Source organism: Brachybacterium sp. AOP3-A1-3 (genome assembly GCF_052378285.1).
Lineage (GTDB): Bacteria > Actinomycetota > Actinomycetes > Actinomycetales > Dermabacteraceae > Brachybacterium.
Genome location: NZ_JBQSXM010000002.1, coordinates 158,297 through 172,041, shown reverse-complemented (window position 1 = coordinate 172,041; position 13,745 = coordinate 158,297). Strand labels below are relative to the sequence as shown.

Annotated in this window: 16 protein-coding genes and 1 tRNA gene; 6 read left to right on the top strand and 11 right to left on the bottom strand. The window is 71.6% G+C overall.

What is annotated here, in order from left to right; translation table 11 throughout:
• The first annotated feature begins 11 nt into the window (after positions 1–11).
• Both ACT3T5_RS03575 and ACT3T5_RS03570 read left to right on the top strand, forming a co-directional pair.
• Entirely contained in the window at positions 12–983 is a 972-nt protein-coding gene (locus ACT3T5_RS03575; protein ID WP_444577607.1) for a cation diffusion facilitator family transporter, read from the top strand.
• The gene (locus ACT3T5_RS03570; protein WP_444577608.1) at positions 980–1,609 is read left to right on the top strand and encodes an endonuclease III domain-containing protein; all 630 of its coding nucleotides are present in this window, start codon (positions 980–982) and stop codon (positions 1,607–1,609) included. Before ACT3T5_RS03575 ends, ACT3T5_RS03570 begins: the two co-directional genes overlap by 4 nt.
• Here ACT3T5_RS03570 and ACT3T5_RS03565 read toward each other — a convergent pair.
• The gene (locus ACT3T5_RS03565) at positions 1,578–1,841 is read right to left on the bottom strand and encodes a helix-turn-helix domain-containing protein (RefSeq protein ID WP_444577610.1); all 264 of its coding nucleotides are present in this window, start codon (positions 1,839–1,841) and stop codon (positions 1,578–1,580) included. The genes ACT3T5_RS03570 and ACT3T5_RS03565 overlap by 32 nt on opposite strands.
• Positions 1,842–1,907: 66 nt before the next feature.
• On the opposite strand from ACT3T5_RS03565, the gene map reads away from it, so the two are divergent.
• The gene (gene map / locus ACT3T5_RS03560) at positions 1,908–2,675 is read left to right on the top strand and encodes a type I methionyl aminopeptidase (RefSeq protein WP_444593636.1); all 768 of its coding nucleotides are present in this window, start codon (positions 1,908–1,910) and stop codon (positions 2,673–2,675) included.
• A gap of 61 nt (positions 2,676–2,736) precedes the next feature.
• Here map and ACT3T5_RS03555 read toward each other — a convergent pair whose 3' ends face one another.
• Positions 2,737–3,927 (bottom strand): amidohydrolase family protein, encoded by a 1,191-nt coding sequence (locus ACT3T5_RS03555; RefSeq protein ID WP_444593635.1) that lies wholly within the window; start codon positions 3,925–3,927, stop codon positions 2,737–2,739.
• 112 nt (positions 3,928–4,039) lie between these two features.
• Here ACT3T5_RS03555 and ACT3T5_RS03550 point away from each other — a divergent pair, with 112 nt between their 5' ends.
• Both ACT3T5_RS03550 and ACT3T5_RS03545 read left to right on the top strand, forming a co-directional pair.
• Entirely contained in the window at positions 4,040–5,344 is a 1,305-nt protein-coding gene (locus tag ACT3T5_RS03550) for an acyltransferase family protein (RefSeq protein ID WP_444593634.1), read from the top strand.
• Positions 5,341–6,363 (top strand): NAD(P)H-dependent flavin oxidoreductase, encoded by a 1,023-nt coding sequence (locus ACT3T5_RS03545; RefSeq protein WP_444577616.1) that lies wholly within the window; start codon positions 5,341–5,343, stop codon positions 6,361–6,363. Before ACT3T5_RS03550 ends, ACT3T5_RS03545 begins: the two co-directional genes overlap by 4 nt.
• A gap of 18 nt (positions 6,364–6,381) precedes the next feature.
• Here the strand turns inward: ACT3T5_RS03545 and ACT3T5_RS03540 are convergent, their stop codons facing one another.
• A complete protein-coding gene (locus ACT3T5_RS03540; protein WP_444577618.1) occupies positions 6,382–7,221 on the bottom strand; it encodes a helix-turn-helix transcriptional regulator in 840 nt (279 codons plus the stop codon).
• A gap of 101 nt (positions 7,222–7,322) precedes the next feature.
• Here ACT3T5_RS03540 and ACT3T5_RS03535 point away from each other — a divergent pair, with 101 nt between their 5' ends.
• Entirely contained in the window at positions 7,323–8,384 is a 1,062-nt protein-coding gene (locus ACT3T5_RS03535) for an aldo/keto reductase (protein ID WP_444593633.1), read from the top strand.
• A 78-nt stretch (positions 8,385–8,462) separates the two neighbouring features.
• Here ACT3T5_RS03535 and ACT3T5_RS03530 read toward each other — a convergent pair.
• The 8 genes from ACT3T5_RS03530 to proB all read right to left on the bottom strand — a co-directional run bounded on the left by ACT3T5_RS03530 (position 8,463) and on the right by proB (position 13,744).
• Positions 8,463–8,535 (bottom strand) — tRNA-Ala (locus tag ACT3T5_RS03530).
• A 54-nt stretch (positions 8,536–8,589) separates the two neighbouring features.
• Positions 8,590–9,243, bottom strand: a complete 654-nt coding sequence (locus ACT3T5_RS03525; protein WP_444593632.1) for a histidine phosphatase family protein — start codon at positions 9,241–9,243, stop codon at positions 8,590–8,592.
• Complete coding sequence (rsfS, locus tag ACT3T5_RS03520) at positions 9,240–9,614, bottom strand: ribosome silencing factor (protein ID WP_444593631.1); 375 nt, start codon at positions 9,612–9,614, stop codon at positions 9,240–9,242. The genes ACT3T5_RS03525 and rsfS overlap by 4 nt, the downstream gene beginning before the upstream one ends.
• A complete protein-coding gene (locus tag ACT3T5_RS03515) occupies positions 9,611–10,390 on the bottom strand; it encodes a hypothetical protein (RefSeq protein WP_444593630.1) in 780 nt (259 codons plus the stop codon). Before ACT3T5_RS03515 ends, rsfS begins: the two co-directional genes overlap by 4 nt.
• A complete protein-coding gene (gene nadD, locus ACT3T5_RS03510; RefSeq protein ID WP_444577802.1) occupies positions 10,383–10,961 on the bottom strand; it encodes a nicotinate-nucleotide adenylyltransferase in 579 nt (192 codons plus the stop codon). The genes ACT3T5_RS03515 and nadD overlap by 8 nt, the downstream gene beginning before the upstream one ends.
• 35 nt (positions 10,962–10,996) lie before the next feature.
• Positions 10,997–11,176 carry a hypothetical protein gene (locus tag ACT3T5_RS03505; protein ID WP_343926161.1) on the bottom strand — a complete coding sequence of 60 codons (180 nt, stop codon included), beginning with the start codon at positions 11,174–11,176 and terminating at the stop codon, positions 10,997–10,999.
• 89 nt (positions 11,177–11,265) lie between these two features.
• Positions 11,266–12,537 carry a glutamate-5-semialdehyde dehydrogenase gene (locus tag ACT3T5_RS03500; RefSeq protein ID WP_444593629.1) on the bottom strand — a complete coding sequence of 424 codons (1,272 nt, stop codon included), beginning with the start codon at positions 12,535–12,537 and terminating at the stop codon, positions 11,266–11,268.
• A 43-nt stretch (positions 12,538–12,580) separates the two neighbouring features.
• Complete coding sequence (proB, locus tag ACT3T5_RS03495) at positions 12,581–13,744, bottom strand: glutamate 5-kinase (RefSeq protein WP_444593628.1); 1,164 nt, start codon at positions 13,742–13,744, stop codon at positions 12,581–12,583.
• Between the last annotated feature and the right edge of the window lies 1 nt (position 13,745).

The following is a 13,745-nucleotide window of genomic DNA, read 5'->3' as shown; positions in this document are numbered from 1 at the left end:
ACAATGGGCACATGGACGACACCTCAGCCCAGGACGACCGCGATTCCCAGGAGAGCTCTGGCAGCGGACTGACAGTGATCATCGCGTTCTGCGCGAACCTGCTGGTCGCGATCGCGAAGACGGTCGTCGCGCTGCTGACCGGATCCGCATCGATGCTCGCCGAGGCCGTGCACTCCTGGGCCGACACCGGCAACCAGGTGTTCCTGCTCGTCGGCGAGCGCCGGGGCCACCGAGAACCCGACCGCTCCCACCCGATGGGGTACGGCCGCGACAGCTACGTGTGGGCGATGTTCGCCGCGATCGGCCTGTTCGCCGTGGGGGCCGGGGTCTCCGTCTGGCACGGGATCCAGTCCCTGAGCGCGCCCGAGACGGAGGGCGTCGAGTACGGCTGGGCCTACCTGGTGCTCGGGATCGCCTTCGTCCTGGAGGGCTTCTCCTTCCTGCAGGCCCTGCGCCAGGCCCGCCGCGGGGCCCGCTCCCGCCGGGTCAGCCCGCTGCGCCACGTGAGCACCACCTCGGATCCGATGCTGCGGGCGGTGTTCGCCGAGGACGCCTGCGCGCTGATCGGCCTGGTGCTCGCAGCGCTCGGCATGGGCCTGCACCAGCTCACCGGGCAGCCCGTGTGGGATGCGATCGGCTCGATCCTGGTGGGTCTGCTGCTCGGGGTGGTGGCGATCCTCCTCATCGCCCGCAACACGGCATTCCTCACCGGCGAGGGCGCCTCCCCCCAGGCCAGCGCCGCGCTGCTGCGCACCCTGCAGGAGCACCCCGACGTGGACAGCGTCAGCTTCCTGCACACCGAGTGGGTCGGCGCGGATCAGCTCCTCGTGATCGCGTCGGTGGACCTCGCCGGGGACTCCGCGGAATCGGCGCTGCAGGACACCGTCCAGGCCATCGAGGACCAGCTGGAGGAGAACCCGCACGTGCGACGCGCGCTGCTCACCCTCAGCCATCCCGACAGCACGCCCCTGGACGTCGCGTGATCGATCTGCGCGCCCTGCAGGGCGAGCTGCTCGTGGAGCACGGGCCGCAGGGCTGGTGGTGGCCCGGCGAGGAGCCCTTCGAGATCGCCGTCGGCGCGGTGCTCGTCCAGCGCAGCCGCTGGGAGCAGGCCGATCTGTCGATCATCGCGCTCCGGGCGGCCGGACTGCTGGACCCGGGCGCCCTGGCCGACGCCGATGAGGAGATCGTGCGCGAGCTCGTGCGCGGATCCGGGTTCCCGACCTCGAAGCCCCGCCGGTTGCAGGCGCTGGCCCGGTGGGTCGAGGATCGCGGCGAGGCCGCGCGGTCACTCGAGGATGCCGCTCTGCGCGCGGAGCTGCTGGAGGTCGAGGGGATCGGTGAGGAGACGGCCGACGTGATCGGCCTGTACTGCTTCGGGCGCCCGGCTTTCGTCTGCGACGAGTACGCCCGACGGGTGCTGCGAGGGCGAGGAGCCGAGGTGCCGGGCTCCTACCCCGCGTTCCGACGGGAGATCGCCCCGACCCTGGAGCGCGCCGACTTCACCGTCGCCGAGCTCGCGGAGCTGCACGGCCTCCTCGTCGAGGAGGGGAAGCTGGACTCGAAGAAACGAGCCTCTACGAGGCGAGTTCGCTCGCGGACTCGCTGATCGCGGCCCAGATCTCGTCCAGCGACAGACCCAGCACGCCGGCGATCGCCGCGATCGTCGGAAAGGCGGGGGTCGCGACCCGGCCGGATTCGATCTTGCGGAGCGTCTCCGGCGAGACTCCGGCGGTGAGGGCGATCTCGAGCATCGAACGGTCTCCGCGGGCTCGGCGCAGCAGAGCGCCGAGCCGCTCACCGCGGGCGATCTCGTGGGGCGTGAGAGGTAGTCGGACCATGCGACCCATACTAATACCGGTATAGGATTACCGGGATAGTTATCCCAGCAGCCTGGAAGGCACCGCATGATCGAGATCCTCCCCCCCACCGAGCTGACCCGGGCCCGGAACACCGGACGACTCGTCGCCGAGATCCTCCAGGAGCTCGCGAGCCGCAGCACCGTCGGCACCTCCCTGCTGGAGATCGACTCCTGGGCCCGCGAGCTGATCCTCGACGCCGGCGCGCAGTCCTGCTACGTCGACTACGAGCCGTCCTTCGGCCGCGGCCCGTTCGGGCACTACGTCTGCACCGCCGTGAACGATGCCGTGCTGCACGGGATGCCCCGCGACCAGTCGCTCGCCGACGGCGACCTGCTGACCCTCGACCTCGCCGTGCTCCGGGACGGGGTCGCGGCCGATGCCGCCCTCAGCATCGTCGTCGGCACGAAACGACCCGCACGGAGCATCGCGATGATCGAGACCACGCAGCGCGCCCTCGCGGCCGGGATCGCCGCAGCCGGCCCCGGCGCTCGCCTGGGCGACGTCTCGGCCGCGATCGGCGCCGTGCTGCAGAGTGCCGGCTACCCCGTGAACACCGAGTTCGGCGGGCACGGCATCGGGTCGACCAAGCACCAGGACCCGCATGTGCCCAACATCGGCCGCGCCGGGCGGGGCTACCGCCTGCGCCCGGGCCTCCTGCTCGCGCTCGAGCCCTGGGTCATGGAGGACACGGACGAGCTCGTGGTGGATCCTGACGGCTGGACGCTGCGCAGCGCGACCGGCGCGCGCGCCGCGCACACCGAGCACACGATCGCGATCACCGAGGACGGCGCGGAGATCCTCACGGTCTGCTGACCGGGCTCCGGAGCGGATCGGTCGATGCGCCGACCGATGGGCCGAGCGATGGGCCGAGCGCTCAGAGGAGCACCTCGCCGGACCGGGCGACGACGCGCCCGCCGGCGAGCACGAGCTCCCGGCGCGAGGCACGCACGATCGCGTCGGGCACGTTCTCCGCCTCGACCAGGACCAGATCCGCGCGGGCGCCGGGCACCAGGTCGTGCACCTCGCGGTGCACGAATCCTGCTGCGTCGCTGGACGCGAGCCGGGCGACCCGCACGAGGTCCTCGTCCCGGCGCGCCCCGTGGAGGCGTGCGAAGTCCAGGGCCACGCGCAGCAGGTCGCCGTCCCCGTAGGGGGACCAGAGGTCGCGCACGCCATCGGTGCCCAGCCCGAGGCCCACGCCGGCCTCCCGCATCGCCTCCCAGGGCAGCGGTGCCGAACCGATGGGGGCGACGGTGCTCCAGGTGATTCCCAGCTGCGCGAAGTCCGCGAGCAGGGACCGCTGGCGCCCGGCGGGAAGCTGGCCCAGGGCGAAGCCGTGAGCGATGTTCACCCTCCCCTCGAGCCCGGCGCGGCGGGTCCGGTCGATGATCAGCTCGTACTCGAAGGCCCCCAGGTCACCCCCGGCGTGGAGATGGATGTCGAGGCCGCAGCCGTGCCGTGCGGCGATGTCGAAGAGGCCGTCGAGCTGGGCGACCGGGTCACGATCGATGAGACAGGGGTCCAGGCCTCCGATGCTGTCGGCGCCGGCGCGGGCCGCACGATCGAGCAGATCCAGGACGCCCTCGCGTCGGACCACGCCGTCCTGGGGGAAGGCGACGACCTCCACCTCGAGCGCGCCCTCCAGGCGTGCGACAGCCTCCTGGACCGCGGCGATGCCGTCGAGGCCGACCCCGAGGTCCACGTCGACATGGCTGCGGGCCGCGGTGGTCCCGTGGCGGAGGAACTCCCGCAGCACCCGCTCGGTGACGTCCGGTCCCGGGATGCCCAGGGCGCCCCGCTGGGCGCGCTCGTGGGCGATACGGCCCTGCGTCGTCGGCTCGCCGCCGTAGGGCACCCACGGCCGACCCCACCAGGACTTGTCCACGTGGGCGTGCGCATTGATCAGGCCGGGGAGCGCGAGCATGCCGTGCCCGTCGATGACCTCTGCGCCCGCCGGGGCCTCCGCTCCGGGTGGGAGCAACGCCGAGAAGGTGCCGCCGTCGATGTGGAGGTCGACGAGATCGTGGCCCCAGGGCCGGACGGAGCGGAGGATCGTGAGCGTCATGCAGGAACGGTATACCGATGACGCCGGGTGATCACGAGCAGGTCGTCGTGCGAGGGCGTCGCGCTCAGGTGCCCGTCCTCGCCGGCTGTCGGTGCCCGACTACTCTGCTGCCATGACGACAACGCGCCTCAGCCGCGCCCAGAAGGTCGATGCCGCCACTCCCGACTCGCGCAACCGTGTGGTGGATTTCCTGAGGGCAGCCGCGATCACGGTGGTCGTGCTGGGGCACTGGACGATCGTCGCGGTCGATGCCGACGGCGGGATCTCCCCGCACGGAGTGCTCGACACCGCCCGCTGGACCCATCCGTTGACCTGGGTGTTCCAGGTGATGCCGATCTTCTTCCTGGTGGGCGGCTACTCCAACGCCCTGTCGTGGCGCTCCGCCCGGCGCAAGGATGTCGGCTATGCGCAGTGGCTCCGCACCCGGCTGCGTCGGCTCGGGATCCCGCTGCTGCCGCTGCTGGTGGCCTGGCTCGTGATCAGCGTGATCGCGCTCGCCGCCGGAGCCCCGACCGCGGCGCTGCAGCTCGCCACGCAGATGGCGCTGGTGCCCACCTGGTTCCTGGCCGCCTATCTGCTCGTGATCGTGGTCGCCCCTCCCCTGCTGGTGCTGTGGGAGCGACTGGGCTGGTGGTCGATCGTGGGCGGCATCGCCCTCGCCGGGGTGGTCGATGCGGTGAGCATCGGCCTGGACCAGCCGTTGCTGGGGTACCCGAACTACGTGCTGGTCTGGGCGAGCTTCCACCAGGTCGGCTTCGCCTGGCTCGACGGGCGTCTGAGCGGCTCCGCCCGACGCCTCGTGCTGGCCGGTATCGGCGCGGTGGGTCTCGCCCTCCTGGTCGGCCTCGGCCCGTACCCGGTCTCGATGATCACCTCGGGGGCCGACGAGATCAGCAACTCCAGCCCGACCCGCGTGACGATGGCGTTCCTGGGGATGCTGCAGGCCGGCCTCGTGCTGCTGCTGGAGCGGCCGTTGACAGCGCTGCTGCGCCGTCCCCGGATCTGGCTGGTGACCGTCCTGGTGAACCGACGCATCATGACCTGGTTCCTGTGGCACCTCACGGCCCTCGTGGGCCTGTCCCATCTCCTGCTCGCCCTGGGCGGGTTCGGGCTCGGGCCGACGCCGCTCAGCGGCAGCTGGTGGGCGACGCGCCCGCTGTGGGCGCTGGTGCTGCTCGCCCTCACCGGGGTGATGGTGCTGGTGTTCGGACGGTTCGAGGAGCCTCGCGACGACGACCGGCCCGCCCCGCCCCTGTGGCAGCCGATTCTCGCCGTCGTGCTCGTGTGCGCCGGTCTGGCGGTGATGGCCGACGCCGGGATGGTCGGACCGGACGGGCTGAACTGGATCTGGCCGCTGCTGCCGATACTGGGCATGGTCGCCGGCGGCGTGATCCGTTTGCGAGGATCGAGGGCATGACCCCTGCGCTGCTCGACTCCCGCCTGCCCCTCGTCGCCGCACCGATGGCCGGCGGCCCCTCCACCGTCGCCCTCGCCCAGGCGGTCGCCGCAGCGGGCGCCTTCCCGTTCCTCGCCGGCGGCAACAAGAGCGCCGTCGCCCTCGGCGCGGAGATCGCCGCGCTCCGCGGGCTCGGCGCAGATTTCGGGGTGAACCTCTTCGCGCTCCCGCCCCGCGCGATCGACGAGGCGGCGTTCGCGGACTATGCCGCCGAGCTCGCCGCGGAGGCCGACGCCTACGGGATCGCCCTGGATCCGGTGCCCCGCAACGATGACGACTCCTTCGCCGAGAAGCTCGAGATGCTCACGCGCAGCCCGGTCCCGGTCGTGTCCTTCACGTTCGCGCTCCCCGCCGCCGAGCACGTGGCCTCGCTGCATGCCGTGCGCACGGCAGTGCTGGCCAGCGTGACCTCGCCCGAGGAGGCGCGGGCCGCGTCCGAGCTCGGGGTGGACGGTCTCGTGGTCCAGGGGCCGGACGCCGGCGGGCACAGCGCCACCCACGACCCGACCCGCACCCCGCCCCCGATCCGGACGCCCGAGCTGGTGCGCCAGGTCGTCGACTCCGTGGATCTGCCGGTGATCGGCGCGGGCGGCGTGGACGGGCCGGTCGCGGTGCATCGGATCCTCGCCGCAGGCGCCCGGGCCGTGGCCGCCGGCACCCTGCTTCTGCGCACCGATGAGGCCGGCACCTCGCCGACCCATCGCGCGGCCCTCGCGGACCGTTCTTTCACCGAGACGGCGCTGACCCGGGCCTTCACGGGCCGGCCGGCCCGCTCGCTGCGCAACGGCTTCCTCGAGCGGCACGACGCCTCGGCACCGACGGCCTATCCCGCCGTCCATCACCTCACCCAGGAGCTGCGCCGTGCGGCGGGGGCCGCCGGGGACACCGACCGGCTCCACCTGTGGGCCGGGACCGGCTGGCGCAACGCCCCGGAGGGCCCGGCGGCCGACGTCATCGCCCGGCTCGCCAAGGGCGTCTGAGCCTCCGCCCGGGCGTGGTCAGGGCGCCCGCAGCACCTGGGTGCCGATGACGCCCAGCAGCTCGAGCTTCTGCGCGGCGTCCGTGCCCTCGAGCGGGAAGAAGGCGTGCATCGACACGTCCTCGTCGGGGGTGAGCAGGACTTCGCAGCGCAGCTCGATGGCACCGACCTCCGGATGCAGGAACACCTTCTGGTCGATCTGGCGCTGCGCGACGTCGTGCAGCGCCCACAGCCGGGCGAACTCGCCGCTGCGCTCCTCCAGCTCTCCGACCAGCGCGGTGACCTCCGCATCCCCGCCGCGGCGGGTGAACGCGGCGCGCAGATCGCTCACGTGGGCGGTGGAGATCCTCTCCCAGTGGTCCGAGGGCATCAGTCGGGCCGACGGGTCGGTGAACCAGCGCCACACGACGTTCCGGTCCCGAGCGCTGTCCCCCAGCACTCCCCCGACCAGCGCCTTGCCGAGAGCATTCGTCCAGAGCACCTCGCCGAGATCCGTCAGGATCACGACGGGGAGGTCCGTGAGCCGGTTCCCCAGGGCGATCAGACCCGGGCGCACATGATGGCCGGCGCGCCGCGGGGGCGGGGCGTGACCGCCCAGACGCAGCAGATGGTCGCGCTGCTCCCGGTCGCAGTGCAGCGCCTGGGCGATGGCCAGGACGACCCCGGCCGAGGGCGCCGAGCCCCGGCCCTGCTCGAGGCGCGTGTAATGGTCCACCGAGACGCCGGCGAGCATCGCGACCTCCTCCCGGCGCAGGCCGGGCGTACGACGTCGGGCACCTTCGGGCAGACCGGCGTCGACCGGACGCAGCTGCTCGCGGCGGCGGCGCAGGAAGTCGGCGAGGCCCTGACGATCGATCATCGACCCATCCTCCTCCCCACCCGGCCCGCTATCCAGGGACCGCCTCTCCCCGGATGGACCGGGCCTCGTGCCACGGTCGGCAGAGGTCCAGGCTCAAGGGCATGACCACCACAGAGAACAGCGCCACCGCTGAGCACCCCACCACCGCAGCCACCGATCCGACCGCACCCACCACTCGACCCACCACCCGCCGCCTCGGGACCACGGGACCGTCGGTCTCCTCGCCGGGCCTCGGCGCCATGAGCCTGTCCGGCGCCTACGGGCCGAGCGACGACGCCGAGAGCCTGCGCGTGATCCACACCTATCTCGATGCCGGGGGCACGCTCCTGGACACCGGAGACTTCTACGGCGCCGGGCACAACGAGATGCTCATCGGCCGGGCGTTGCGGGAGCGCTCGCGTGAGGACGCGGTCCTCTCGGTGAAGTTCGGAGCCACGATCTCCCCGACCGGCATGCCGCTGGGATTCAACGGGCGGCCCGAGAACGTCGCCACCTCGCTCGCCTATTCGCTGCGCCGGCTCGGCGTGGACCATCTCGACGTGCACCGGCCCGCGCGCCTGGATCCCGAAGTGCCGATCGAAGAGACCATCGGCGCCATCCAGGAGCAGGTCGAGGCCGGGTACGTGCGCCACATCGGACTCAGCGAGGTCGGCACGGAGACCATCCGACGCGCCGCGGCGGTCGCCCCGATCAGCGACCTCCAGATCGAGTACTCCCTGCTCACCCGGGAGATCGAGACCAACGGGATCCTGGAGACCTGCCGCGAGCTGGGGATCGGCGTCACGGCCTACGGCGTCCTCGCGAAGGGCCTGGTCGCCGGGCGTTCCGGCGATTCCGGAGGCTCCCGGGGGATGTTCCCCCGTTTCCAGGGCGAGAACCTCGCCCGCAACCGCGCGCTGCTCGAGCAGATCCAGGGGATCGCTGCCGCGAAGGGCATCTCGATGGCGCAGCTCGCGATCGCCTGGGTCGCCTCCCACGGGGAGGACATCGTGCCGATCGTCGGGTCCCGGCGCGTCGACCAGGTCACCTCCATGCTCGGCAGCACGGCCGTGCAGTTGGATGAGCGGGACCTGGCCCGGATCGATGCGGCCCTGCCCGTCGGCGCCGCCCAGGGCGACCGCTACCCCACCGCCCTCATGGGGCAGCTCGACAGCGAGAGCTGAGCCCGGGCAGCAACAGCAGAAGGGCCCCACCTCGCGGTGGGGCCCTTCTGACGAGTCACTGTCTCACGGTTTCTCGAGTGGAGCTAAGGGGATTCGAACCCCTGACCTCTTCCATGCCATGGAAGCGCGCTACCAACTGCGCCATAGCCCCGTATCGGGTGTCGCCCTCATCAGGCGACTCGTAAAGATTACCCCGATCCTCGGCTCAGGTGAAATCGGGAGCCAGGTTGTGTGACACCAGCCTCATGAGACGCCCGCTGGTGTCCGAGGTGAGGGGCTCGAGCACCGAACGATGGCAGTTCTCCAGGCCCGCGATGCCCCGGAAATCGTCGGCGTCCAGTCCCAGCAGCGCGGTGATGCCCAGCGTGATCGCCGCACCGTGCGAGACGACCATGACGGTGCGCCCCGTGTTCTCGGCGACCAGGCGCCGGCAGGCATCCGCGATGCGTTCGGCGACCGCAGGGCGGTCCTCGAGACCCAGCCCGGTCACCGGACGATGCGCACGCCAGTCGGCATGCTCCGTCGGCCAATGCCGACGGATCTCCTCGCCCCGCAGTCCTTCCCAGGTCCCGAAGCTGCGCTCGATCAGCGCGGCGTCGGTGGTGACCTCCAGACCGCAGGACGACGCGACGATCTGCGCAGTGTCGCGGGCACGTTCCAGCGGAGAGCCGACGATGAGATCGGGCGGGTTCGCGGCCACCGCGGCGGCGAGCACACCGGCCTGGCGGGTCCCGGTCGCGTTCAAGGGGATGTCCACCTGTCCCTGCAGGCGACCTTCCTTGTTGTAGTCCGTCTGCCCGTGACGCACGAGGATCAGGCGCGTACGTGCGGGGCTTCCGGTGGAGCGGGCGGGCGTCACGCCGCGGGGTCCACGATCTGCAGGTCCAGCACCGGGGCATCGCGCCACAGCCGCTCGAGGGCGTAGTAGGCGCGGTCCTCGGCATGCTGGACGTGCACGACGATGTCGCCGTAGTCCAGAAGCACCCACCGGGCATCCCGCTGGCCCTCGCGGCGCAGCGGCTTGCGGCGGCGGTCGCGGAGCAGCGCCTCCTCGACACCGTCGACGATGGCCGAGACCTGGCGCTCGGAGTCCCCGCTGCACACGAGGAACACGTCGGTGATCACGACCTGCTCGGAGACGTCGAGGCCGATCACCTCCTCGGCGAGCTTGTCGGCGGCGGCCTGACCGGCCACCCGGGCCAGATCGAGGGATTCTTCGGGGGCACTCACGCGGCTGATTCCTTGAGGACGAGATGGTCGGTGAACAGATTCTGCACGGAGGCATCCAGGGCGGAGGCCTCCCCGGGGCCGAGGACCCCGGTCAGGAGAAGGATGACGAGCACGATCAGGGCGACCGCGATGAGGGTCCACACCAGCCAGACCAGCGAACGGCTGGCGGCTCCTTCGGCGCGGTGGAGGACCTTGCCCTCGAAACGGGGTGCCGGCCGCGGGGAGGGTGCCTCGGTGACCGAGAGCTCCCCCAGCTCGACCCCGTCGGCATCCCGCTCGATGACCGCGGTCGGCGAGCCCTTCGAGCCTTTCGAGCCCTTCGAGTCGGTCGAACGTGTCGAGCGTCCGGGGCTCGCCGCCTGCGCCTGCGCAGCGGGGCTCTCTCCCGCGATGGCACCGCTGGAGGCTCTCGTGGCATCGGAACCGGCAGTGCTGTCGGAACCGGCAACGTTCTCGGAACCGGCAGTGCTGTCAGACGCAGTCCCGCTGTCGGACGCGGAGCCGGAGGGATCCGCAGGCGACTCGGCCTGCACCGGCTGATCCGGCTGCTCCGGGTCCTCGCTGAGCTCGATGATGCGGGCGCGTCGGCCGAACTTGCGCAGCGTCGGCACCGGAGCTGCCGCATCAGGCGGCTCGACGGCCCCGCGCACGCCCGGGACCGTGGACTGGTCATCGGTGGTCGCGACGGCCGAGCGCGATTCCAGCGCGGCGCTCTCCTCGGGGCTCAGCGCGCGAGCGCGTCGTCCGCGACGCGGAGTGGTGTCGGATTCAGTCATCGCCGTCACCTCCTGTGTAGAGGGCGTACTTGTTGATGTATTGGACGACGCCGTCGGGGACCAGATACCACACCGGTCCTCCCGCTGCGACGCGGGTGCGGCAGTCGGTCGAGCTGATCGCCATCGCCGGGACCTCGATCAGGCTGACCCCGTCGGCCGGGAGGCCGGAGGTGTCCAGCTCGTGCCCGGGACGGGTGACGCCCACGAAGTGCGCCAGGGAGAAGATCTCCTCGGAGTCCTTCCAGGTGAGGATGGACTGCAGCGCGTCGGCGCCCGTGATGAAGAAGAGGTCCGCCTCGGGCTGCTGATCGTGCAGGTCCCGCAGGGTGTCGATCGTGTAGGTCGAGCCGGGACGGTCGATGTCTACGCGCGAGACCGTGAACACGGGATTCGCAGCGGTCGCCACGACCGTCATGAGGTAACGGTGCTCCGGATCCGAGATCTCCCGATCGGCCTTCTGCCAGGGGCGACCGGTCGGGACGAAGACGACCTCGTCGAGGCCGAAGACGCTCTGGACCTCACTGGCTGCGACGAGGTGACCGTGATGGATGGGATCGAACGTCCCGCCCATCACGCCGATCCGTCGTCGCTGCTGCTCCATGGCGATCAGTGATCGCCGTGCCTGTCGGAGTCCCCGCGCTTGCGCTGGTTGGTCCCGCCGGTGAGGTAGGTGATCCCGAGCAGGATCAGCATGATGACGAAGACGCCGATGCCCACCATCGGCGGCGTGACGCCGCCGGTCGCGTGCTCGCCGGCCTCGGCAAGGATCATGAGCTGGTCGATCATGGTGTTCTAGGCCTTTCCAGGAGTGACCGGGCCATCATCCCACAGCCGCGCGCCCTGCTCACGCCGCGACGCCGGCGATGGGAGCGCAGTCACGGCCGCACGTGCCCCTGACCGATCACGAGCCACTTCCCCGTGGTCATCTCGGGGAGCCCCATCGGGCCGCGCGCATGGAGCTTCTGGGTGGAGATGCCGATCTCCGCGCCGAAGCCGAACTCGCCGCCGTCCGAGAAGCGCGTCGAGGCGTTGGCCATGACCACGGCGGAATCCACCTCGGCCAGGAACCGCTGCTGCGAGAGCAGGTCCCGGGTGAGGATCGATTCGGTGTGCCCGGAGGAATGGGCTCTGATGTGCTCGAGCGCCTCGTCGAGGTCGGCGACCACCTTCACCGCGAGCTCGAGGGCGAGGTACTCGATGTCCCAGTCCTCCGCGGTCGCCGGCACGACCTCCGCAGCGGTGCCCGCCGCGGACAGGATCCGGGCAGCTTCCTCGTCGGCATGCAGGCGCACCCCGGCCGCCGCGAGCGGGGTCGCCAGGCGCGGGAGAGCCGCTTCGGCCACCTCCCGATGGACCAGCAGGGTCTCCAGGGCGTTGCAGACCCCGACGCGCTGGGTCTTGGAGTTCAGGACGATCTCGCTCGCCTGGTCGAGGTCGGCGCTCGCATCGACCAGGATGTGGGTCGTGCCGGTTCCGGTCTCGATCACCGGGACCAGGGAGTTCTCGACGACTCGGCGGATCAGCCCGGCTCCGCCGCGCGGGATCAGCACATCGATCAGTCCCCGCGCCCGCATGAGCACGTCCACGCCCTCCCGGCCGTACGCGTCGATCCCGACGATGAGGTCCTCGGGCAGGCCGTGCTCGGCCAGCACGGACCGCAGCACCGCGATCAGGGCGGTGTTCGAGTGCAGGGCCGCGGAACCGCCGCGCAGCACCACCGCGTTGCCGGACTTCAGCGCGAGACCGGCGGCATCGACGGTGACGTTCGGTCGGGCCTCGTAGACCATGCCGATCACGCCGAGGGGCACACGCACCTCTCGCAGCTCGAGTCCGTTGCGCAGCACGGAGCCGCGCATCACCTCACCGATCGGGTCCGGGAGGTCAGCGGCATCGCGCAGCTGCTGGGCGATCGCGGCTACCCGCTGGGGGTCCAGTGCCAGACGGTCGCGCAGTCCCGGCTCGATCCCTGCGGCGTCGGCCGCCTCGAGATCACGGGCGTTGGCGGTGACGATGTCCTCGGCGTGCGCGACCAGGGCGTCCGCCATCGCGCGCAGCACGGCGTCCTTGGTGTCGCGATGCAGGCGGGCGAGGGCCGGCTGGGCCTGCTTCGCGCCTCGGGCGGCGTCTTCCACGGCATGTGCAGTCATGCCGGGATCCTACGGTCGAGGGCCGGACCACCACAGGACCGTCTCAGAGCACGACCAGGTGATCGCGGTGCACGACGGGCCGACGGAACCGCTCCCCCAGCACCTCTCGCAGCTCGGCCGAACCGCGGCCGGTCATGGCTCGCAGCTCATCACTGCTGAACGAGGTGAGGCCGCGTGCGATGACCTGTCCGTCCGGTGCGGCGATGTCCACCGGAACACCATCGGGGAAGGTCCCCTCCACCCCTGTGACCCCCACCGCCAGCAGGGAGCGCCGACGGGTGCGCATCGCCTCCGCCGCGCCCTCGTCGAGCACCAGGGTGCCCGCTCCGCGAGTCGCGAAGCGCAGCCACACCAGGCGAGACCGTCTGCGGCCGTGATGGCCCGGGAAGAAGGTGCCGATGTCCTCGCCGGTCGCGGCGGCGGCGAACTTCGAGGCGGAGGTCAGGACCGCGGCAGTGCCGGTGGTGGAGGCCAGCTGCGCCGCGGACAGCTTGGTGACCATGCCACCGGTTCCGATCTTCGAGCCGACCGAGCCGATGCTCACCCCGGCGAGGCGCGCCGCATCCTCGACCACGCCGATGCGCGTCGCCCCGGGCTCCTGCGGCGGTGCCGTGTACAGGCCGTCGACGTCGGTGAGCAGGAACAGGGCGTCCGCCCCGAGCAGCTGGGCGACCAGCGCCGCGAGCCGGTCGTTGTCCCCGAAACGGATCTCATGGGTCGCCGTGGTGTCGTTCTCGTTGACCACCGGGAACGCCCCGAGGCCCATGAGGGCCTCCAACGCGTTGCGCACATTGCGGTACGTCTGCGGGCGGATCACGTCGGACTCCGTGAGCAGCACCTGACCGGTGATCCGCCCGTGGTCCCCGAACGCCGTGGACCAGGCGGTCGCGAGCAGGGCCTGACCCACGCTCGCCGCGGCCTGCTGCAGGTCCACGGACGTCGGCCTCTCCTCGAGCCCCAGCGGGCCCAGGGCCGCCGCGATCGCTCCCGAGGAGACGATGACGACCTCCGTGCCCTTGCTGCCGAGCCAGGCGCAGGTGGTCGCGATCTCGCGCACCCGCAGCTGATCGAGGCGGCCGTTCGCGTCGGTCAGGCTCGAGGAGCCGATCTTCACCACGATCCGCCCGGCGTCCGCCAGTCCGGACCGCTCGGTGATGCGTGCCGGCTGGCGCAGCCCGGTTCCGCTCCCGCTCTCCGTCCCTGCCACG